The organism is Actinoplanes sp. NPDC049668 (genome assembly GCF_044465445.1).
Lineage (GTDB): Bacteria > Actinomycetota > Actinomycetes > Mycobacteriales > Micromonosporaceae > Actinoplanes.
Genome location: NZ_JBITLR010000012.1, coordinates 66,985 through 88,139, shown reverse-complemented (window position 1 = coordinate 88,139; position 21,155 = coordinate 66,985). Strand labels below are relative to the sequence as shown.

The window sequence follows — 21,155 nt, the reverse complement described above, 5'->3', positions numbered from 1 at the left end:
CCAATTTTTCTGATGCAGTGCGGCGAAGCCGCCTTGGCAACCCAGCGATCCTTGTGCTCGAAGATGGGCGCACATTCCATGGCACCTCCTACGGCGCCGAGGGCGAGACCTTCGGCGAGGCGGTCTTCACCACCGGCATGACCGGCTATCAGGAGACCCTGACCGACCCCTCGTACCACCGGCAGGTCGTCGTGCAGACCGCGCCGCAGATCGGCAACACCGGCGTCAACACCGAGGACGACGAGTCCGACCGCATCTGGGTCGCCGGCTACGTGGTCCGCGACCCGGCCCGGCGGCCCTCGAACTGGCGCGCGACCGGCGACCTGGGCGAGCGGCTGACCGCGGAGGGGATCGTCGGGATCAGCGGCGTCGACACCCGCGCGCTGACCCGGCACCTGCGCGAGCGCGGCGCGATGCGCGTCGGCGTCTCGACGGTCGACCTCGATCCGGCCTCGCTCACGGCGCGGGTGCTGGCCCAGCCGCAGATGGCCGGCGCCGACCTCTCCGCCGAGGTCACCACGGCCGAGCGCTACACCGTCGAGGCGGTCGGCGAGCGGCGCTACACCGTCGCCGCCCTCGACCTGGGCATCAAGCGCAACGTCTCCCGGCGCCTCGCCGAGCGCGGCGTCACCACGCACGTCTTCCCGGCGTCGTCCACGATCGAGGACCTGCTCGCGGTCGAACCCGACGCGGTGTTCCTGTCGCCCGGCCCGGGCGACCCGGCGACCGCCGACGGGCCGGTCGCCCTCGCGCGGGAGGTGCTGCGCCGCCGGATGCCGCTGTTCGGCATCTGCTTCGGCAGCCAGATCCTGGGCCGGGCGCTCGGCTTCGGCACCTACAAGCTGGGGTACGGCCACCGCGGCATCAACCAGCCGGTGCTCGACCGGACCACCGGCAAGGTCGAGGTGACCTCGCACAACCACGGCTTCGCGGTCGACGCCCCGCTCGACACGATCATCGACACGGAGTTCGGCCGCGTCGAGGTCTCGCACGTCTGCCTCAACGACAACGTGGTCGAAGGGCTGCGGGCGCTGGATGTGCCCGCGTTCACGGTCCAGTACCACCCCGAGGCGGCCGCGGGCCCGCATGACGCGGACTACCTGTTCGACCGCTTCGTGGAGCTTGTCGAGAGGGTGGATGCCTGATGCCGAAGCGCACTGATCTCCAGCACGTGATGGTGATCGGCTCCGGGCCGATCGTCATCGGCCAGGCCTGCGAGTTCGACTACTCCGGCACCCAGGCGTGCCGGGTGCTGCGCGCCGAGGGGCTGCGCGTCTCGCTGGTCAACTCCAACCCGGCGACGATCATGACCGACCCGGAGTTCGCCGACGCCACCTACGTCGAGCCGATCACGCCGGAGTTCGTCGAGCTGGTCATCGCCAAGGAGCGCCCCGACGCGATCCTGGCGACCCTCGGCGGGCAGACCGCGCTGAACACCGCGGTCGCCCTGCACGAGAACGGCGTCCTGGACAAGTACGGCGTCGAGCTGATCGGCGCCAACATCGACGCCATCCGCAAGGGCGAGGACCGCCAGCTCTTCAAGGACATCGTGGCCCGGGCCGGCGGCGAGACGCCGCGCTCGCGGGTCTGCCACTCGATGGACGAGGTGCACGCGACCGTCGCCGAGCTCGGCCTGCCGGTCGTCATCCGCCCGTCGTTCACGATGGGCGGCCTCGGCTCCGGCATGGCGCACACCGACCAGGACCTGGAGCGCATCGCCGGCTCCGGCCTGGCCGCCTCGCCGGTGCACGAGGTGCTCATCGAGGAGAGCGTGCTCGGCTGGAAGGAGTACGAGCTCGAGCTGATGCGCGACAAGCACGACAACGTCGTGGTCGTCTGCTCGATCGAGAACGTCGACCCGATGGGCGTGCACACCGGCGACAGCGTCACCGTCGCGCCCGCGATGACCCTGACCGACCGCGAGTACCAGAGGCTGCGCGACCTCGGCATCGCCGTGCTGCGCGAGGTCGGCGTCGACACCGGCGGCTGCAACATCCAGTTCGCGATCAACCCGCGCGACGGCCGGCTCGTCGTCATCGAGATGAACCCGCGGGTGTCGCGCTCCTCGGCGCTGGCGTCGAAGGCCACCGGCTTCCCGATCGCGAAGATCGCCGCGAAGCTCGCCATCGGCTACACGCTCGACGAGATCCCGAACGACATCACGCTCAAGACGCCGGCCGCGTTCGAGCCGGCGCTGGACTACGTGGTCGTCAAGATCCCGCGGTTCGCGTTCGAGAAGTTCCCCGGCGCCGACCCCGAGCTGACCACCACGATGAAGTCGGTCGGCGAGGCGATGAGCCTGGGCCGCAACTTCGCCGAGGCGCTCAACAAGGCGATGCGCTCGATGGAGACCAAGGCGGCGGGTTTCTGGACGTCGCCGACGTTCCAGACCGCGGACGAGGCGCTCGAGGCGATGCGCATCCCGCACGACGGGCGGCTGTACACCGTCGAGGCGGCGTTGCGTCTGGGCGCGAGCGTCGAGCAGGTGCACGAGGCCAGCGGCGGCATCGACCCGTGGTTCCTGGACGAGATCGCGGCGCTGGTCGAGCTGCGCGCCCGGATCCTGGACGCGCCGGTGCTCGACGAGGCGCTGCTGCGGGTGGCCAAGCGCTCCGGGCTCTCCGACCGACAGCTCGCGGCGCTGCGTCCCGAGCTGGCCGGCGAGGACGGCGTCCGCACCCTGCGTCACCGCTTGGGCGTTCGGCCGGTCTACAAGACGGTCGACACCTGCGCCGCGGAGTTCGCCGCGAACACGCCGTACCACTACTCGACGTACGACTCCGAGACCGAGGTCGCACCCTCGGACCGGCCCAAGGTGCTGATCCTGGGCTCCGGGCCGAACCGGATCGGCCAGGGCATCGAGTTCGACTACTCGTGCGTGCACGCGGTGATGGCGTTGCGCGGGGTCGACTTCGAGACCGTCATGGTCAACTGCAACCCCGAGACGGTCTCCACCGACTACGACACCGCCGACCGGCTCTACTTCGAGCCGCTCACCTTCGAGGACGTCCTGGAGGTGTTCCACGCCGAGGACTCGTCCGGCAAGGCCGCCGGCGGCCCGGGCGTGGTCGGCGTCATCGTCCAGCTCGGCGGGCAGACCCCGCTCGGGCTGGCCAAGCGGCTCAAGGCCGCCGGCGTGCCGATCGTCGGCACCTCGCCCGAGTCGATCGACCTGGCCGAGGACCGCGGCGCGTTCGGCTCGGTGCTGGCCAAGGCCGGCCTGCGCGCGCCGGCGCACGGCACGGCCACCTCGTTCGACGAGGCCAAGGCCATCGCCGACGAGATCGGGTACCCGGTGCTGGTCCGGCCCTCCTACGTGCTCGGCGGCCGGGGCATGGAGATCGTCTACGACGAGCCGACGCTCGCCGACTACATCGCCCGGGCCACCGAGATCTCGCCGGACCACCCGGTGCTGGTCGACAGCTTCCTGGACGACGCGATCGAGATCGACGTGGACGCGCTCTGCGACGCGACCGGCGAGGTCTACCTCGGCGGCGTGATGGAGCACATCGAGGAGGCCGGCATCCACTCCGGCGACTCGTCCTGCTCGCTGCCGCCGGTCACCCTGGCCGGTTCGCACCTGGCCGAGGTGCGCCGCTACACCGAGGCGATCGCCCGCGGCGTCGGCGTCCGCGGCCTGCTCAACGTCCAGTACGCGCTCAAGGACGACACCCTGTACGTCCTGGAGGCCAACCCGCGGGCGTCGCGGACCGTGCCGTTCGTCTCCAAGGCGACGGCGGTGCCACTGGCCAAGGCGGCCGCCCGGATCATGCTCGGCGCCACCATCGCGGAGCTGCGCGCCGAGGGCATGCTGCTGCGCAGCCGCGACGGCGGCGAGACCCCGGCGAACGCGCCGATCGCGGTCAAGGAGGCGGTGCTGCCGTTCAAGCGGTTCCGCACCCCGGCCGGCAAGGGCGTCGACAGCCTGCTCGGCCCCGAGATGAAGTCGACGGGCGAGGTCATGGGCATCGACCCCGCCTTCGGCCCGGCGTTCGCCAAGTCGCAGGCGGCCGCGTACGGCTCGCTGCCGACCAGCGGCAAGATCTTCGTCTCGGTGGCCAACCGCGACAAGCGCTCGATGATCTTCCCGGTCAAGCGCCTCGCCGACCTGGGCTTCACGATCGTCACCACGGCCGGCACCGGCGAGGTGCTGCGCCGGCACGGCATCGAGTGCGAGATCGTCCCCAAGCACTTCGAGAGCCCGGGCCGCAACGCGGTGGCGCTCATCGGCACCGGCGAGATCGCCCTGATCATCAACACGCCGCAGGGCTCCGGCGCGAGCGCACGCTCCGACGGGTACGAGATCCGCAGCGCCGCCGTCATCCACGACATCCCGAGCATCACCACGGTGCCGGGCGCGGCCGCGGCGGTGATGGGCATCGAGGCCCTGATGCGCGGCGACATGACGGTCCGCCCGCTGCAGGAGCTGCACGCCATGCTCCGGGAGAGCGAGTGAGCGTATTCACCGGCGCCGTCCGGCCGGTCCTGTTCCGGCTGGGCGGCGGCGACCCGGAGAAGGCGCACGAGTTCACCCTCGCCCGGCTGGCCGCGCTCGGCGCCCGCTCGCGGGCCCTGCTGCACCGCAGGTACGCGGTCCAGGCGCCGGTCGAGGCGTTCGGGGTGCGCTTCCCCAACGCGGTCGGGCTGGCCGCCGGGATGGACAAGAACGGCGTCGCCCTGCCGGCCTGGCCGGCGCTGGGCTTCGGCTTCGTCGAGGTCGGCACGGTCACCGCGCGGGCGCAGCCGGGCAACGACCGGCCCCGGCTGTTCCGGCTCCGCGACAGCGAGGCCGTGATCAACCGGATGGGCTTCAACAACGAGGGCGCGGCCGCGCTCGCGGCGCGCCTGAAGGCGCTGGGGCCGGTCGGCGTGCCGCTGGGCATCTCACTCGGCAAGTCCAAGGTGACGCCGCTGGACGAGGCGGTAGAGGACTATCTGACCTCGTACAACCTGCTGCACGAGTTCGCGGACTACATCGCGGTCAACGTGTCGTCGCCGAACACGCCGGGGCTGCGCACGCTGCAGGACAAGGCCGCGATCGGCGCCCTGCTCGGCGCGCTGGTCGGCCGGGTGCCGGTGCTGGTGAAGATCGCCCCGGACCTGACCGACGAGGCCGTCGCGGAGCTGCTCGAGGTCTGCCTCGCGCGGGGCGCGGCCGGGGTGATCGCGACGAACACCACCCTGGCCCGCGACGGGCTGGCCGAGGCCGACCGGCCGCGGGCCGCCGAGGCCGGCGGCCTCTCCGGCCGGCCGCTGACCGCCCGCGCCCGCGAGGTCGTCCGCTTCGTGCACGCCGAGACCGGCGGGCGCCTGCCGATCATCGGCGTCGGCGGCATCGCCGAGCCGGACGACGCGGCCCGGATGCTGGACGCCGGCGCGAGCCTGGTCCAGCTCTACACGGGCTTCATCTACCGCGGCCCGTCCCTGGTCAAGGGGGCGGCCAAGGCCTGCGCGGACACCCGGTCATGATCGAGGAGCCCGGCCTGCTGGCATTGGACCGGGCGCACGTCTGGCACCCGTACGGCCCGATGCCCGGGCGCAGCGAGCCGTACGTGGTGGAGGGCGCCCAGGGTGTGCGGCTGCGCCTGGCCGACGGGCGCGAGCTGGTCGACGGCATGTCGTCCTGGTGGGCGGCGATCCACGGCTACCGGCACCCGGTGCTCGACGCCGCGCTCGTCGACCAGTCGCGCCGGATGAGCCACGTCATGTTCGGCGGGCTCACCCACGCTCCCGCCGTCGAGCTGGCCACCACCCTGGTCGAGCTCACCCCGGACGGCCTGGAGCACGTCTTCCTCTGCGACTCCGGCTCGGTCGGCGTCGAGGTCGCGGTCAAGATGGCGCTGCAGGCACAGCTCGCCCGGGGATTCCCCGGCCGGCGGCGCCTGGCCACCTGGCGCGGCGGCTACCACGGCGACACGTTCCACCCGATGAGCGTCTGCGACCCGGACGGCGGCATGCACCGGCTCTGGACCGGCGTCCTGCCGGCGCAGGTGTTCGCCGGCGCACCGCCCGCCGACTACCGCGAGGAGTACGCCGCCGAGCTCGCCGACCTGATCGCCCGGCACGCGGACGAGCTCGCCGCCGTCATCGTCGAGCCGGTGGTCCAGGGCGCCGGCGGGATGCGGTTCCACCATCCGGGGTACCTGCGGGTGCTGCGCGAGGCGACCGCGGCACACGGCGTCCTGCTGATCCTCGACGAGATCGCGACGGGCTTCGGCCGTACGGGTGAGCTGTTCGCCGCCGGACACGCCGGGGTGACCCCCGACATCATGTGTCTCGGCAAGGCACTCACCGGGGGATACCTGAGCCTCGCGGCGACGCTGTGCACCTCCGCGGTGGCGCACGCCGTCTCCGCCGGCGACGCCGGCGGGCTGGCGCACGGCCCGACCTTCATGGGCAACCCGCTCGCCTGCGCGGTCGCGAACGCCTCCATCGGCCTTCTCCGGGCCCAGGACTGGCCGGGGCAGGTCAGGCGTATCTCCGAGGGCCTCCGGGCCGGTCTCGAGCCGCTGCGGGGCGTTGCCGGGGTCGCTGACGTCCGGGTGCTGGGCGCGATCGGGGTGGTGCAGCTGGACCGGCAGGTCGACGTGCCCCGGGCGACGGCCGCCGCGGTCGACACCGGGGTGTGGCTGCGGCCGTTCCGGGACCTGATCTACACGATGCCGCCGTTCGTCACGGACGACGCCGACGTCGCCCGTATTACCCGAGGAATCGCCGCGGCGGTGTCCGCCACCTGACACGAAAGGGACAACGCACCCTATGGAGACCTTCGGAAGCCGCCTGCACCGCGCCACCCGGGCCCGCGGGCCGCTCTGCGTCGGCATCGATCCGCACGCCGCGCTGCTCGCCCGGTGGGGTCTGCCGGACGACGTCGCCGGCCTGGAACGCTTCGCCCGTACGGTTGTCGAAGCACTGGCCGATCGGGTCGCCGTGCTCAAGCCGCAGTCGGCCTTCTTCGAGAGATTTGGGTCACGTGGAGTCGCCGTTCTTGAGTCAATTATCCGACAGTCACGCGAGGCCGGGGCGCTGGTCCTGCTCGACGTGAAACGCGGCGACATCGGCTCGACGATGGCCGCGTACGCGAGCGCCTATCTCGATCCGGAGAGTTCTCTGCGTGCTGACGCGATTACTGTGAGTCCCTACCTCGGAGTCGGCTCGTTGCGTCCCGCGTTCGACATGGCGGCCGCTCACGGCGGCGGAGTCTTCGTCCTCGCGCTCACCTCGAACCCCGAGGGACCGAGCGTCCAGCACGCCGTCGGCGCCGGCGGCCGGACCGTCGCGCAATCCGTGATCGACGAGATTTCCCAGCTCAACGCGGGTGCGGACCCGCTCGGCAGCGTCGGCCTGGTGGTCGGCGCGACGATCGGCGAGACCGGCCACGACCTGTCCAAGGTGAACGGCGCGCTGCTCGCGCCGGGCCTCGGCGCGCAGGGCGGCAGCCCCGATGACCTGCGCGCGATCTTCGGCGAAAGCCTGCGGAACGTGCTGCCCTCGTACTCACGCGAGGTTCTCGAAGCGGGACCCGACGTGACCGCGTTGCGGGCCGCCGCGGACCGCGCGGCGGCCGCCTGCAGGGCCGTGATCGGGTGAAACAGCCTGCTTACCAGGCCTGCCCCAGCTCGGGTGGGGGGTACCCCCACGTTGCCGAAACCGCCGTTGACCGCTAGTTTTCCCCGCGCCGGGAACCACATGCCCCTTTGGTTCCCTGGCACACCACGTTTCACAGAGTGCCGGTATTGGACTACCGGTGCGATAGGGACCTGAGGAGAACTGGTGCCGCTCCCGTCACTGAGCCCCGAGCAGCGTGCAGCCGCGCTGGAGAAGGCTGCGGAGATTCGCAAGGCCCGTGCCGAGCTGAAGGATCAGCTCAAGCAGGGCAAGACCACCCTCGCCGCCGTGCTCGACCGGGCGGAAGGCGATGACGTCGTCGGCAAGCTGAAGGTCTCGGCCGTGCTTCAGGCGCTGCCGGGCATCGGCAAGATCCGGGCGACCCAGATCATGGAGAAGCTCAAGATTGCCGACAGCCGCCGTCTTCGTGGCCTCGGCGAGCAGCAGCGTAAGGCCCTCCTGGGGGAGTTCGCTGCGAACTGACTCACCGGCTCGTGTAGGAATGAGCCGTGAGCATGGATGACGACGCGCGCCCGGCGGCCCGACTCACCGTCCTTTCCGGCCCCTCGGGGGTGGGCAAGGACAGCGTGATCGAGCTGATCCGGGCGCGCTCGCCATGGATCAAGCTGTCGGTTTCGGTGACGACCCGCAAGAAGCGCGACTACGAGACCGACGGCGAGCACTACCACTTCGTCACCCGTTCGGAGTTCCAGCGCCTCGTCGAGGGCGACCAGCTGCTCGAGTGGGCCGAGTTCGCGGGCAACCTCTACGGCACGCCCCGGGCGCAGGTCGAGGGCTGGCTGGCCTCGGGCCGCCCGGTCCTGCTGAAGATCGACCTGCAGGGCGCCCGGCAGGTGCGGGCCTCCAAGCCCGACGCGCAGCTCGTCTTCCTGGCCCCGCCCAGCGTCGAGGAGCTCAAGCGCCGGCTGATCGGCCGGGGCACCGACGACGAGGAGACCATCCGCCGCCGCCTGCAGCACGCCGACCTCGAGCTGGCCGCCGAGAAGGAGTTCGACCGCACGGTCGTCAACGACTTCGTCGAGCGGGCAGCGGACGAACTGGTAGGATTGCTCGGTTCGTCGTTTCTGACTCCCGCTCAGCCGCGGCCCGGTGTCTGAGAATTAAGGACGTAAATCACTGTGGGAACCATCGCCAACCCCGAAGGCATCACCAACCCGCCGATCGACGAGCTGCTCGACAAGACCTCGTCGAAGTACTCGCTGGTGATCTTCGCGGCCAAGCGCGCCCGCCAGGTCAACGCCTACTACAGCCAGCTCGGTGAGGGCCTCCTGGAGTACGTCGGTCCGCTCGTCGAGACCACGCCGCAGGAGAAGCCGCTGTCGATCGCGATGCGTGAGATCAACGCCGGCCTGCTCACGGCCGAGGCGACCGACAACCCCTGATCGAGCAACGCCTGCGCCCGCGCCCGCCTCTGCGGGCGCGGGTTCTTCATTTCCGGGAGCGTGCGTCATGCCCGAGGTCGTCCTCGGCGTCTGCGGCGGCATCGCCGCCTACAAGGCCTGCGAGCTGCTGCGCCTGTTCACCGAGTCCGGCCACGGCGTCCGCGTCGTGCCGACGGCCTCGGCGCTGAAGTTCGTCGGCGCGCCGACCTGGGCCGCGTTGTCGGGCCGGCCGGTGTCCACCGAGGTCTGGGAAGACGTGCACGAGGTGCCGCACGTGCGCGTCGGCCGGCAGGCCGACCTCGTCCTGGTCGCGCCCGCCACCGCCGACATGCTGGCCAAGGCCGCCCACGGCCTCGCCGACGACCTGCTCACCAACACGCTGCTGACCGCGACGTGCCCGGTGGTCTACGCGCCGGCGATGCACACCGAGATGTGGGAGAACCCGGCCACCCAGGCGAACGTCGCGACGCTGCGGTCCCGCGGCGCGGTCGTGATCGAGCCGGCTGTGGGCAGGCTCACAGGCGCCGACACCGGCAAGGGCCGGCTGCCCGATCCGGACCAGATCTTCGCCGCCGCCCTGCGCGTGCTGCGCCGCGGCGCGGCGGCGCAGGCCGACCTGGCCGGCCGCCACGTGGTCGTCACCGCAGGTGGGACCCGCGAGCCGCTCGACCCGGTCCGCTTCCTCGGCAACCGCTCGTCGGGCCGGCAGGGCTACGCGCTGGCCCGCTCGGCGGTGGCCCGCGGCGCGCGCGTGACGCTGATTGCGGCGAACGTCACTCTGCCCGATCCGGCCGGCGCCGACGTGGTCCGCGCCGGCACGACCGAGGAGCTGCGCAAGGCTACTGTGGAGGCCGCGGCCGCGGCGGACGTCGTGGTCATGGCCGCGGCACCGGCCGACTTCCGGCCGGCGACGGTGGCCGAAAAGAAGATCAAAAAGAGTGACGGCGGTACGGTGCCCACGATCGAACTCGTGACGAATCCGGACATCGCCGCCGAACTAGGCGCCGCCAAACGCGCCGGTCAGCTGCTTGTGGCGTTCGCGGCGGAGACGCACGACGTGCTGGAGAACGCCCGCGGCAAACTGGTGAAGAAACGTGCGGACCTGATCGTCGTTAACGAGGTGGGCGTCGACCTGGTCTTCGGGGCCGACCACAACACGGTCACGATTCTGGGCGCCGACGGAACCACGACGGCGCTCGGGGAACTCCCCAAAGACGATGTAGCCGATGCGATATGGGATCAGGTGGTCAGCCGCCTCGATTCCCAGGTCGGTGATGCTGGGACGGTCTGAGACCGGAACAGCGAACCCCAGCGGCGGTGACTACACTGCCGCCGAACGAAACTTCGACAAACATTCTGAGGAGCACCGTGGCACGCCGCCTGTTCACCTCCGAGTCGGTCACGGAAGGCCACCCGGACAAGATCGCTGACCAGATCAGCGACGGTATTCTCGATGCGCTCCTGGCGCAGGACCCCCGCAGCCGCGTCGCGGTGGAAACGCTGATCACGACCGGCCAGGTGCACGTCGCCGGCGAGGTGACCACCCAGGCATATGCGGATATTCCGAGCATCGTGCGCGACACGATCCTCCGCATCGGGTACGACTCGTCCAAGAAGGGCTTCGACGGCGCGTCCTGCGGCGTCAGCGTCTCGATCGGCTCGCAGTCGCCCGACATCGCGCAGGGCGTCGACAGCGCGGTCGAGCTGCGCGAGGGCAACTCCGAGCACGTCCTGGACGCGCAGGGCGCCGGCGACCAGGGCATGATGTTCGGCTTCGCCTGCTCCGAGACCCCGGAGCTCATGCCGCTGCCGATCGCCCTGGCGCACCGCCTGGCCCGCCGGCTCTCCACCGCGCGCAAGGACGGCACCATCCCGTACCTGCGCCCGGACGGCAAGACCCAGGTCACCATCGAGTACGACGGCCTGCGCCCGGTCCGCCTCGACACCGTCGTGGTCTCGTCGCAGCACGCCGCCGACATCTCGCTCGAGTCGCTGCTGACCCCGGACGTCCGCGAGCACGTCATCGCCCCGGAGCTCGAGGGCCTCGGCCTGGACACCGCGAACTACCGGCTCCTGGTCAACCCGACCGGCCGCTTCGAGATCGGCGGCCCGATGGGCGACGCCGGCCTCACCGGCCGCAAGATCATCGTTGACACGTACGGCGGGTACGCCCGCCACGGCGGCGGCGCCTTCTCCGGCAAGGACCCGTCCAAGGTGGACCGCTCCGCGGCGTACGCGATGCGCTGGGTCGCCAAGAACGTCGTCGCCGCCGGCCTCGCCGAGCGCTGCGAGACGCAGGTCGCGTACGCGATCGGCAAGGCGCACCCGGTCAGCCTGTTCGTCGAGACGTTCGGCACTGAGAACGTGCCCGTCGAGCGCATCGAGAAGGCCATCAACGAGGTCTTCGACCTGCGCCCGGCCGCGATCATCCGCGACCTCGACCTGATGCGCCCGATCTACCAGCAGACGGCGGCCTACGGCCACTTCGGCCGCGAACTGCCCGACCTGCTCTGGGAGAACACGGACCGTGCCCAGGACCTGAAGTCCGCCGCGGCCTGAGCTTGCCAGCGCCAGGAACGGGTGCCCCGACTTCGGTCGAGGCACCCGTCCTGTTTTCCGAGGATGTCGTACCCGCGCGCCAGAATGTGCGGGTGAGGGCGGCCAAGGCGAAACCGGACCGCGAGCCGGCGGGGCGGCTGCCGGTCGCCCGGGTGTGCGTCGAGGTGCCCCTGGCCCACCTGGACCGGCCCTTCGACTACCTGGTCCCGGCGGCGGACGACGAGGCGGCCCAGCCCGGGGTGCGGGTCAAGGTCCGCTTCGCGGGCCAGCTGGTGAACGGCTTCCTGCTGGAGCGGGCGGAGTCGAGTCCGCACGGTGGCCGGCTGGCCTTCCTCGACAAGGTGGTCTCGCCGGAACGGGTCCTGGATCCGGAGGTGGCCCGGCTGGCCCGGGCGGTGGCCGACCGCTACGCCGGCAACCTCTCCGATGTCCTGCGCCTGGCGGTCCCACCCCGCCACGCCCGCGCCGAGTCCCAGTCATTACCGGCCACGACCGGCCCGGCCTCCGCTGAGGGCCTGGTCTCTGCTGAGGGTGCGGTCTCTGCTGAGGGTGCGGTCTCTGCTGAGGGTGCGGTCTCTGCTGAGGGCCTGGTCTCTGCTGAGGGTGCGGCTTCTGCTGAGGGTGCGGTCTCTGCTGAGGGCCCGGTTTTCGCCGAAGGTGCGGCCTCTGCCGAGGATGCGGCCTTCGCCGGGGGCGCGGGGGAGATGCTTGCTGTGCCGGTTTCGGGCTCCTCGGGTGGGGCCGGCGGCGCGGCAGCTGTCCGGGCGTCCGGGGGCCGTCCGCGCGCGGGACTCCCGATGCCGGCCGGCGAAACGGACGCCGCGGATCCCGCCATCGAGCATCCGGCCGGTCGGGAGGTCTCCGAACCTCGCTCGATCGATTCGCAGACGGATGTTGTGGATTCGGCGGGCGGGACCGCGGCCTTACCGGCTTCCGCGGCCGGTGTGATGGGTGTTGGTTCGATCGTGTCCCCGGCGGATGGGTTGGTTTCGGCGGGCGCGGCTACGGCCCGGCCGGCCTCCGCGGCTGGTGTGACGAATGTGGGCGCGGTCGCGTCCCGGACGGATGCGGGTGCGGCGGCGCGGCACAGGTGGGGTGTCTATCCGGCCGGGGCCGCCTATCTGCACGCGATCGAGCAGGGGCGTGCCGCCCGGGCCGTCTGGTCCGCGCTGCCCGGTGAGGACTGGCCGGCCCGGATCGCGGAGGCCGCCGGCGCCACCGTGCGAGGCGGGCGGGGCGTGGTCATCGTCGTCGCCGATGCCCGGGACCTCGATCGGCTGGACCGGGCGCTGACCGTGGTCCTCGGTGCCGGCCGGCATGTCGCACTCAACGCCGCGGCCGGCCCGGCCGAACGCTACCGGCGCTTCCTGGCGGCCAGCCGGCATCGGGTGCCGGTGGTGGTCGGGACCCGGGCGGCGATGTTCGCGCCCGTCGCCGACCTCGGGCTGGTCGTCATCTGGGACGACGGCGACGATCTGCACGCCGAGCCGAGGGCGCCCTATCCGCACGCCCGCGAGGTGCTGCTCACCCGGGCACAGCTGGCCGGCTGCGCCGCCCTCGTCGGGGGCTTCGCCCGCACCGGGGAGGCGCAGCTGCTGCTGGAGACCGGGTGGGCCAAGGAGATCGCGGCGAGCCGGCAGACCCTGCGGTCGCGGAGCCCGGCCATCGCCCCGACCGGCGACGACCCGCAGCTGGCGCGCGATCCGGGCGCGGTCACCGCGCGGCTGCCGAGCCTCTGCTGGCAGGCGGCCCGCGGCGCCCTGCAGGCCGGCGCGCCCGTCCTGGTGCAGGTGCCCCGCCGCGGCTACCTGCCGTCGACGGCCTGCGCCGAGTGCCGCACGCCCGCCCGCTGTCCACACTGCTCCGGCCCGCTCGGCCTGGCCGGTGCCCGCGACGTACCGGCCTGCCACTGGTGCGGCCGCGCGGCGGCCGGCTACGCCTGCCCGGCCTGCGGTGGCCGACGCCTGCGGGCGTCGGTGACCGGCGCGCGCCGGACCGCCGAGGAGCTCGGCCGCGCGTTCCCGGGCGTGCCGGTCCGCACGTCCGGCCGCGACGGGATCCTCGACTCCGTGCCCGGCGAGGCCGCCGTCGTAGTCGCGACACCGGGCGCCGAGCCCGTCGCCGAGGGCGGCTACGGCGCGGTCCTGTTGCTGGACACGTGGGCGCTGCTCTCCCGTGCGGACCTGCGCGCCGCCGAGGAGACGATGCGGCGCTGGCTGTCGGCGGCGGCGCTGGCCCGACCCGGATCCGCGGGCGGCAAAGTGGTCGTGGTCGCCGACGGTTCGCTGGCGCCGGTGCAGGCGCTGCTGCGCTGGGACCCGGGCTGGTTCGCCGCCCGCGAGCTGTCCGAACGCCGCGAGCTCGGCTTCCCCCCGGCAGCCCGGATGGCGAGCGTGACAGGCACCGCGGAGGCGATGGCCGAGTTCCTCGACGCGGCCCGCCTGCCCGACGACGTGGAACTTCTCGGCCCGGTGCCGGCACAGGAAGGCCAGGAACGCATGCTGCTGCGGGTCTCCCGCGGCCGGGCCGCCGAGCTGGCCCGCACCCTGCACCAGGCCGCGGCGGTCCGCAGCGTCAAGAAGTCCGCCCTCCCGGTCCGCATCCAGATCGACCCGGCCGAACTCCTCTGACCCGGTCTGCTCTGTGGGTGGAGTGGTCCGGGTGAGTCGGGGGTGCCTGTCTTCACCTGGGCGTGGCCGAGTTCTTCTGACCCGGTCTGCTCTGTGGGTGGAGTGGTCCGGGTGAGTCGGGGGTGCCTGTCTTCACCTGGGCGTGGCCGAGTTCTTCTGACCCGCGCCGCTCTGTGGGTGGAGTGGTCCGGGTGAGTCGGGGGTGCCTGTCTTCACCTGGGCGTGGCCGAGTTCTTCTGACCCGCGCCGCTCTGTGGGTGGAGTGGTCCGGGTCAGCCGGGGGTGCCTGTCTTCACCTGGATCCGGCCGAGTTCTTTTGATCCGGACCGCCCGCCGAACGGGTCGATTGCTCCGTGGTTTGCCGGGACGCGTTGCCGGTCTGAATGTGGTGCGGCGGCCGGTAACGATCACCGGGTCGGCCTCGGTGTCTGATGGACCGCAGTCCCGGACAACGGGCAGCCGTCCCACCCGCCGGACGAAGCTCCCACCCCTCAGATCACCGATCCCACATCCCGGCCCACCACCCCGCAAACCGGGAATAGCGCCCATGTCAACCCGGGAATCCGCGACCTTGACGAGTTCGGGTCTGCTCCACACCGCAAACCTTCAAGAATTGACCGCCGGCCGGTCGACCGAGGGCCCGGCTGGGCATGTTCGGCGGTCCGTTGTGACCGGCTCACGCTGGGCGGACGGGCGGCGCCGCGGGTCTCGCCGGGCTCCGTAGACTAGGGCTGACCGGAGTTCGAGTCGATCGTCAGGAGTGGCACCGCGTGACCGTCCAGCCCATCCGTCTGTTCGGCGACCCGGTGCTGCGCACGCAGGCCGACCCGGTCGTCGACTTCGACAAGGAACTGCGCAGGCTCGTCAAGGACCTGACCGAGACGATGCAGGACGAGGGCGGTGCCGGCCTGGCCGCGCCGCAGCTCGGCGTGGGGCTGCGGGTGTTCACGTTCGACGTCGACGACGTGGTCGGCCACATCGTCAACCCGGTTCTGTCGTTTCCCGATGAGGAGGAGCAGGACGGCCCGGAGGGCTGCCTGTCCATTCCCGGCGTCTACGTCGACACCAAGCGCCGGCAGAACGTCGTCGCGCAGGGCTTCAACGAGCACGGCGATCCGATCCAGCTGATCGGCACCGGCCTGATGGCGCGCTGCGTGCAGCACGAGACCGACCACCTCGACGGGGTGCTCTTCCTGGACCGGCTCGACGCCGCCGCACGTAAGGACGCGATGAAGCAGATCCGTGCCGCCGACTGGTACGACGCCGGCGCGCCGCCGACGGTGAAGACGAGCCCGCACGGTCGCGGCATCTTCGGCCTGGGGCGGTGAGCTGATGCGCATCGTCTTCGCCGGCACCCCCGAGGTGGCCGTGCCCTCGCTCGACGCGCTGGCCGCGTCCTCGCACGAGGTCGTCGCCGTGCTGACCCGCCCCGACGCCCCCGCGGGCCGGGGCCGTCGCCTGGTGCGCTCCCCGGCCGGTGCCTGGGCCGATGAGCGCGGCATCGAGGTGCTCACCCCGCAGCGCCCCCGCGAGCCGGAGTTCCTGGAGCGGCTGCGAGAGATCGCGCCCGCCTGCGTGCCCGTGGTCGCGTACGGTGCCCTGGTGCCGCCGGCCGCGCTGGAGATCCCCGAGCACGGCTGGATCAACCTGCACTTCTCCCTGTTGCCCGCCTGGCGCGGCGCCGCGCCCGTGCAGCACGCCGTCCTGCACGGCGACGAGGTGACCGGGGCCAGCGTGTTCGAGCTCGAGGCCGGCCTGGACACCGGCCCGGTCTACGGCACGCTGACCGAGCGGATCCGGTCCGCGGACACCTCCGGCGACCTGCTCGGCCGGCTCGCCACCGAGGGCGCCGGTCTGCTCGTCGCCGTCCTCGACGCGATCGAGGCGAAGACCGCGCGGGCGCACCCGCAGCCGCTCGACGGCATCTCGATGGCGCCGAAGATCACCGTCGACGACGCCCGGGTCCGGTGGGCCGATCCGGCGTTCGCCGTCGACCGCCGGATCCGCGCCTGCACCCCGGCGCCCGGCGCGTGGACGACCCTGCGCGACGAGCGCCTCAAGCTCGGACCGGTCCGCCCGGTCGCCAACGCCGCCGTCACGCTCGGGCCCGGTGAACTGCTCGTCGAGCGGGCACAGGTGCTGGTGGGCACGGCGACCACCCCGGTGATCCTCGGCGAGGTCCGTGCCGCCGGCAAGAAGCCGATGTCGGCCTCCGACTGGGCGCGTGGCCTGCGCCTCAACCCGGGGGAGACCCTTCGATGACAGACTCGAATCCCGCAGATCAGCCGCGCCACACCGACCGCCGGCACAGCGCCGATCGGCCGCACAACGCCGGTCCGCGCCGCCCCGGCGGCCCCGGCTTCGGCCGGGATCAGAACCGGGACGCCCGTTCCGGCCGGGCTCCGCGCGCCGGCCGCCCGCCGTCCGACCCGGCCCGGCAGGCCGCGTACGAGGCGATCGCGGCGGTGCATCGCGATGACGCGTACGCGAATCTGGTGCTCTCCCAGATCCTGCGGGAGTCGCGCCTGCACGGCCGGGACGCGGCGTTCGCCACGGAGCTGACCTACGGCACGCTGCGCACGCTCGGCACCCTCGATCTGATCATCGCGGACGCGGCCGGCCGGGACGTGGCCCGCATCGATCCGCCCGCGCGGGACGCGCTGCGCCTCGGCGCGTACCAGCTGCTCTTCACCCGGGTGCCGTCGCACGCCGCGGTGAACCAGACCGTCGACCTGGTCCGCTCGGTCGCGCCCGGCGCGGCCGGCTTCGCCAACGCGGTCATGCGCGGGATCTCCGAGACCAGCCTGGACGACTGGCTGACCAAGCTTGCGCCCGACTACGCGGAGAACCCGGCCGCCAACCTCGCCGTGGTGCACAACCATCCGGAGTGGATCATCCGGTCGTTCGCCGAGTCGCTCGGCGGCGACCTTGACGACACCGCCCGGCTGCTGATCGAGGACAACCAGCCGCCGAGCGTGCACCTGTGCGCGCGGCCCGGCCGGGCGGACGCCGTCGAGCTGGCCGACGAGGTCGGCGGCGTGCCCGGCGCGTTCTCGCCGTACTCGGTGTACCTCAGCGGCGGCGCGCCCGGCGAGCTGGCCGCCATCCGGGACGGCCGCGCGCACGTGCAGGACGAGGGCTCGCAGCTGGTGGCCGCGGCGCTGCTGGCCGCGCCGGTCGAGGGCCGGGACGACCGCTGGCTCGACCTGTGCGCCGGCCCGGGCGGCAAGGCCGGCCTGATCGGCTCGATCGCCGCGCTGCGCGGCGCCGAGGTCACCGCCGTCGAGATCGCCGACCATCGGGCCCGGCTGGTCGAGCAGGCGACGGCGGGGCTGCCCGTCACGGTGCTGCCGACCGACGGCCGTACCGTCGGGCGCGACCCCGACCTGCCGGAGGAGGGCTTCGACCGGGTGCTGGTCGACGCGCCCTGCACCGGCCTCGGCTCGCTGCGCCGGCGGCCCGAGTCGCGCTGGCGGCGCACGCCCGCCGACCTGCCGCCGCTGACCCGGCTGCAGCGGGAGCTGCTCGTCGCGGCCCTGCGCGCGGTCCGGCCCGGCGGCGTGGTCGCCTACGTGACCTGCTCGCCGCACATGGTGGAGACCCAGGTGACGGTCAGCGAGGGCGCCCGCCGCAGCGGCGTCGAGGTCGACTTCGTCGACGCCCGTCCGCTGCTGCCGCCGGGCATGCCCAAGCTCGGCCCCGGCCCGACGGTGCAGCTGTGGCCGCACCGCCACGGCACCGACGCGATGTTCCTGGCGGTCCTACGCCGCACCGGCTGACGGGCCCGGCCCGGCGCGGCTTGGCTCGGCGCGGCCTGGCTTGGCCCGGCGCGGCCTGGCCTGGCCCGGCTTGGCCTGGCCCGGCTTGGCCTGGCCCGGCTTGGCCTGGCCCGGCTTGGCCTGGCTTGGCTTGGCCCGGCTTGGCCTGGCCCGGCTTGGCCCGGCTTGGCTCGGCTTGGCCTGGCGCGGCGCGGCGCGGCGCGGCCGGTCGGTGGTTGGTGGTGGCTATCTGACCGGTAGGACGCCGGGGCCGGCGTTCTTCAGCGAGCGGTTGAACGTGCGCTCGGAGAAGTAGATGAAGCAGCGGACCAGGCGTTCGCCGGACAGCCACTCGGCGCGCGTCGGGTTGTACGAGATCCAGCCGCTGCGGAACTGCAGCTCGGAGTCGTCCGGCAGCCCCGCGAACCGCGCGATCGCACTGCGGCACCCGCCCGCGCTGAGCCCGGTGTCGGACTCCAGCCTCGCGTACGAGATGTCCGGCGCGGTCCACAGCCCGGCGAACTCGGCCCGGTGCGCTTCGCCGCACGCCACGGCGGTCATGGCCGTCACCGTTCCGCCCGAGACCTCCGGATCGAAGCAGGCCAGCCGCAGCGGCGACGCGTGGGTCAGCTCCCCGGCCAGGCTCCCGGTGCGGCTGACCCGGCCCCGCCCGTCGAGGTCCGCGGTGGTGACGTCGCAGCGGAACCACCGGGCGCCGCCCGCCCACCCGGCCCGGGTCGGCCACACCACCTGCACCGCGACCCGGGCGCCGCGCACCGGCCCGCCCAGGAAATCGGCCGCGGCGTCCGAACAATCCCGGTACGCCGCCTTCGCGCCCGGTGTCCCCGCCGCCGGCGCCACGTCGGCGTCGGCGGCGGTGCCCACCCGGACGGTCTCGGAGACGTGCAGTTCGCCACAGTCGACCGGCCGGTAGTCGTCCGGCGCGGCGTTGGTCGTCAGGTGCTCGTGACACTGCCCGGCCGCGGGCCGGAACGGCGCCGGCGCGCCCGGCACGGCCCAGTCGTCGGCCAGGTCACCGTCGGTGCCGGCCGGGGGCGTGGCCGAGCAGCCGGCGGCGAGCAGCACCGCCAGCAGGGCAACCGTGGTTCGCATGCCAAGCCTCCCCGGGGAACACCATGAGTATCCCGGGCGACCCCGGACAGGCCATACACTTCACCGGTGGAGCCATCGCTGATCATCGCCCCCAGCATTCTGGCCGCGGACTTCGCGCACCTCGCCACCGCGGTGCACGAGATCGAGGGTGCCGCGGACTGGGTGCACGTCGACGTCATGGACAACCATTTCGTCCCGAATCTGACCATCGGGCTGCCGGTCGTGCAGAACCTGCGCAAGGCCACGACCATCCCGTTCGACGTGCACCTGATGATCACCGACCCCGAGCGGTGGGCGCCCGGCTACGCGGAGGCCGGCGCGCACAACGTGACGTTCCACGCCGAGGCCTGCGACAACCCGGTGGCGCTGGCCAAGACGCTGCGCGCGGCGGGCGCCAAGGCGGGCCTGGCGATCGACCGGGACACCCCGGTCGAGCCGTACCTCGAGCTCCTTCCCTATGTGGACACGGTGCTGATCATGACGATCAAGGCCGGCTTCGGCGGCCAGAAGTTCATGCCGGAGATGCTCGACAAGGTCCGCGACGTGCGGCGCCGGATCAAGGCCAAGGACCTTCAGGTACGCCTGGAGGTCGACGGTGGCATCGCCGCCGACACCATCGAGCAGGCCGCCGAGGCCGGCGCCGACGCGTTCGTCGCGGGCACCGCCGTCTACGGCGCCGAGGACCCGGCCGAGGCCTGCCGCAAGCTGCGGGCCCTCGCCGAAAGCGCGATGGCGGGGTCATGAGCACTGGGGTGGTGCGGCACAAGGTGGATGCGACCGCGGCTGAGCCCGAGGAGCGGCCCGACCTGATCCTGGTCGTCGACGACGACGAGGACATCGCCAGCTTCGTGGCCTTCAACCTCAAGGTGCACGGCTTCGAGGTGATGCGCGCCCGCGACGGCCAGCACGCCCTCGAGGTGATGGAGACCCGCCGCCCCGATCTCGCGGTGGTCGACTGGATGATGCCGAACATGAACGGCGTCGAGCTGACCCGCCGGCTGCGCGCCGAGCCGCTCACCTCGGCGCTGCCGGTGATCATGCTGACCGCCAAGGGCATGACCGTCGACAAGGTCGTCGGTCTCACCGCCGGCGTGGACGACTACCTGGTCAAGCCGTTCGACACCGCCGAGCTGATCGCCCGGGTCTCCTCGACGCTGCGGCGCAACAAGGAGTTCCGCGAGGTCTCCCCGCTGACCGGCCTGCCCGGCAACGCCCGGGTGCGGCGCGAGATCGTGGACCGGATGAAGACCGGCAAGGACTACGCGGTCGGCTACATCGACATCGACCGGTTCAAGAGCGTCAACGACGTGTACGGCTTCGACCGCGGCGACGAGTTCATCACGGCCCTGGCCGGCAGCCTGCACCGGGCGGTCGCGAGCACCGGGCGCCCGCCGATCTTCCTGGGCCACATCGGCGGCGACGACTTCGTCTTCATCTGTACGCCCGAGCAGGTCCTGCCGCTGACCAAGCGGACCGTCAACGACTTCGAGACCGTCGCCGACCAGCTCTACGACACCGAGGACGCCCGGCGCGGCTACATCGAGGTGCCGGACCGGCGCGGCAACAAGCAGCGCGCGGCCCTGGTCACGCTCTCGATCGGCGTCGCGCAGGCCACGGCCGAGGGCCGCCGGTTCGAGGACGCCCGGGAGGTGGTCGCGGTGGCCTCCGAGATGAAGAAGGTGGCCAAGAGTCAGCCCGGCTCGTACGTGGCGATCGACCGGCGCCGCGCGGACTCGGAGGACCCGGAGGACCCGTCGGCGGCGGGAATGGGTTTGTGACCTGGGTCGCCCCGGAGGTGGCAACCCGCGATTCGCGTGCAAGACTCATGGGTGACCCACCACGCGCTGGCGGGACTCGGTGAAATTCCGAACCGGCGGTAATGCCCTGCTCCGGCAGGGCTGAGCCCGCGACCCGGACGTCGATACCAAGACGGACGGTGGATCTGGTGAGACTCCAGAGCCGACGGTTGATCGGACGGCCCCTGCGGGCCGATCGGTCAGACAGTCCGGATGGGAGACAGCGCGCGGGAGCAGGATGAGGGCTCGTCGCGGCGTGCTCTCGCCGGGGCGGCGCGAAGCGTCCCC

Annotated in this window: 17 protein-coding genes and 1 riboswitch; of the genes, 16 read left to right on the top strand and 1 reads right to left on the bottom strand. The window is 72.4% G+C overall.

Features of this window, described 5'->3' with window-relative positions:
• The first annotated feature begins 17 nt into the window (after positions 1 to 17).
• The 14 genes from carA to ACIBSW_RS39085 all read left to right on the top strand — a co-directional run bounded on the left by carA (position 18) and on the right by ACIBSW_RS39085 (position 17,979).
• Positions 18 to 1,145: a glutamine-hydrolyzing carbamoyl-phosphate synthase small subunit gene (carA, locus tag ACIBSW_RS39150; protein WP_354721866.1), complete on the top strand. Its 1,128-nt coding sequence runs from the start codon at positions 18 to 20 to the stop codon at positions 1,143 to 1,145.
• The gene (carB, locus tag ACIBSW_RS39145) at positions 1,145 to 4,456 is read left to right on the top strand and encodes a carbamoyl-phosphate synthase large subunit (RefSeq protein WP_354721865.1); all 3,312 of its coding nucleotides are present in this window, start codon (positions 1,145 to 1,147) and stop codon (positions 4,454 to 4,456) included. Before carA ends, carB begins: the two co-directional genes overlap by 1 nt.
• Positions 4,453 to 5,469, top strand: coding sequence for a quinone-dependent dihydroorotate dehydrogenase (locus tag ACIBSW_RS39140; RefSeq protein ID WP_354721864.1), 1,017 nt, complete (start codon positions 4,453 to 4,455; stop codon positions 5,467 to 5,469). Before carB ends, ACIBSW_RS39140 begins: the two co-directional genes overlap by 4 nt.
• Entirely contained in the window at positions 5,466 to 6,737 is a 1,272-nt protein-coding gene (locus ACIBSW_RS39135) for an adenosylmethionine--8-amino-7-oxononanoate transaminase (RefSeq protein WP_354721863.1), read from the top strand. Before ACIBSW_RS39140 ends, ACIBSW_RS39135 begins: the two co-directional genes overlap by 4 nt.
• 22 nt (positions 6,738 to 6,759) lie before the next feature.
• The gene (pyrF, locus tag ACIBSW_RS39130) at positions 6,760 to 7,590 is read left to right on the top strand and encodes an orotidine-5'-phosphate decarboxylase (RefSeq protein WP_354721862.1); all 831 of its coding nucleotides are present in this window, start codon (positions 6,760 to 6,762) and stop codon (positions 7,588 to 7,590) included.
• 183 nt (positions 7,591 to 7,773) lie between these two features.
• Positions 7,774 to 8,091: an integration host factor, actinobacterial type gene (gene mihF / locus ACIBSW_RS39125; RefSeq protein ID WP_023560715.1), complete on the top strand. Its 318-nt coding sequence runs from the start codon at positions 7,774 to 7,776 to the stop codon at positions 8,089 to 8,091.
• Positions 8,092 to 8,123: 32 nt separating this feature from the next.
• The gene (gmk, locus tag ACIBSW_RS39120) at positions 8,124 to 8,726 is read left to right on the top strand and encodes a guanylate kinase (protein WP_354721861.1); all 603 of its coding nucleotides are present in this window, start codon (positions 8,124 to 8,126) and stop codon (positions 8,724 to 8,726) included.
• Between the two features lie 21 nt (positions 8,727 to 8,747).
• Entirely contained in the window at positions 8,748 to 9,011 is a 264-nt protein-coding gene (rpoZ, locus tag ACIBSW_RS39115) for a DNA-directed RNA polymerase subunit omega (RefSeq protein WP_015623990.1), read from the top strand.
• Positions 9,012 to 9,078: 67 nt separating this feature from the next.
• Entirely contained in the window at positions 9,079 to 10,302 is a 1,224-nt protein-coding gene (gene coaBC / locus ACIBSW_RS39110) for a bifunctional phosphopantothenoylcysteine decarboxylase/phosphopantothenate--cysteine ligase CoaBC (RefSeq protein WP_354721860.1), read from the top strand.
• A 77-nt stretch (positions 10,303 to 10,379) separates the two neighbouring features.
• Entirely contained in the window at positions 10,380 to 11,570 is a 1,191-nt protein-coding gene (gene metK, locus ACIBSW_RS39105) for a methionine adenosyltransferase (RefSeq protein ID WP_354721859.1), read from the top strand.
• Positions 11,571 to 11,722: 152 nt separating this feature from the next.
• The gene (locus ACIBSW_RS39100; RefSeq protein WP_354721925.1) at positions 11,723 to 14,200 is read left to right on the top strand and encodes a primosomal protein N'; all 2,478 of its coding nucleotides are present in this window, start codon (positions 11,723 to 11,725) and stop codon (positions 14,198 to 14,200) included.
• Positions 14,201 to 14,970: 770 nt separating this feature from the next.
• The gene (gene def / locus ACIBSW_RS39095) at positions 14,971 to 15,528 is read left to right on the top strand and encodes a peptide deformylase (protein WP_354721858.1); all 558 of its coding nucleotides are present in this window, start codon (positions 14,971 to 14,973) and stop codon (positions 15,526 to 15,528) included.
• A 4-nt stretch (positions 15,529 to 15,532) separates the two neighbouring features.
• Positions 15,533 to 16,462, top strand: a complete 930-nt coding sequence (gene fmt / locus ACIBSW_RS39090) for a methionyl-tRNA formyltransferase (RefSeq protein ID WP_354721857.1) — start codon at positions 15,533 to 15,535, stop codon at positions 16,460 to 16,462.
• Positions 16,459 to 17,979, top strand: coding sequence for a transcription antitermination factor NusB (locus tag ACIBSW_RS39085; protein ID WP_354721856.1), 1,521 nt, complete (start codon positions 16,459 to 16,461; stop codon positions 17,977 to 17,979). Before fmt ends, ACIBSW_RS39085 begins: the two co-directional genes overlap by 4 nt.
• Positions 17,980 to 18,204: 225 nt before the next feature.
• On the opposite strand, the gene ACIBSW_RS39080 is transcribed toward ACIBSW_RS39085, so the two are convergent.
• Positions 18,205 to 19,071, bottom strand: a complete 867-nt coding sequence (locus ACIBSW_RS39080) for a septum formation family protein (RefSeq protein WP_404799602.1) — start codon at positions 19,069 to 19,071, stop codon at positions 18,205 to 18,207.
• Positions 19,072 to 19,137: 66 nt separating this feature from the next.
• Between ACIBSW_RS39080 and rpe the strand changes: the two genes are divergently transcribed.
• Together rpe and ACIBSW_RS39070 are read left to right on the top strand one after the other, a co-directional pair.
• Positions 19,138 to 19,815 carry a ribulose-phosphate 3-epimerase gene (gene rpe / locus ACIBSW_RS39075; RefSeq protein ID WP_354725903.1) on the top strand — a complete coding sequence of 226 codons (678 nt, stop codon included), beginning with the start codon at positions 19,138 to 19,140 and terminating at the stop codon, positions 19,813 to 19,815.
• A complete protein-coding gene (locus ACIBSW_RS39070; RefSeq protein ID WP_354725901.1) occupies positions 19,812 to 20,849 on the top strand; it encodes a response regulator in 1,038 nt (345 codons plus the stop codon). Before rpe ends, ACIBSW_RS39070 begins: the two co-directional genes overlap by 4 nt.
• Positions 20,850 to 20,910: 61 nt before the next feature.
• Positions 20,911 to 21,096, top strand: a riboswitch (FMN riboswitch).
• Positions 21,097 to 21,155 lie beyond the last annotated feature (59 nt).

Coding starts and splice junctions, on each gene's coding strand:
- carB (WP_354721865.1), top strand. CDS start 1,145: ATGCCGAAGCGCACTGATCTCCAGCACGTGATGGTGATCGGCTCCGGG.
- ACIBSW_RS39135 (WP_354721863.1), top strand. CDS start 5,466: ATGATCGAGGAGCCCGGCCTGCTGGCATTGGACCGGGCGCACGTCTGG.
- pyrF (WP_354721862.1), top strand. CDS start 6,760: ATGGAGACCTTCGGAAGCCGCCTGCACCGCGCCACCCGGGCCCGCGGG.
- gmk (WP_354721861.1), top strand. CDS start 8,124: ATGGATGACGACGCGCGCCCGGCGGCCCGACTCACCGTCCTTTCCGGC.
- coaBC (WP_354721860.1), top strand. CDS start 9,079: ATGCCCGAGGTCGTCCTCGGCGTCTGCGGCGGCATCGCCGCCTACAAG.
- fmt (WP_354721857.1), top strand. CDS start 15,533: ATGCGCATCGTCTTCGCCGGCACCCCCGAGGTGGCCGTGCCCTCGCTC.
- ACIBSW_RS39085 (WP_354721856.1), top strand. CDS start 16,459: ATGACAGACTCGAATCCCGCAGATCAGCCGCGCCACACCGACCGCCGG.
- ACIBSW_RS39080 (WP_404799602.1), bottom strand. CDS start 19,071: ATGCGAACCACGGTTGCCCTGCTGGCGGTGCTGCTCGCCGCCGGCTGC.
- ACIBSW_RS39070 (WP_354725901.1), top strand. CDS start 19,812: ATGAGCACTGGGGTGGTGCGGCACAAGGTGGATGCGACCGCGGCTGAG.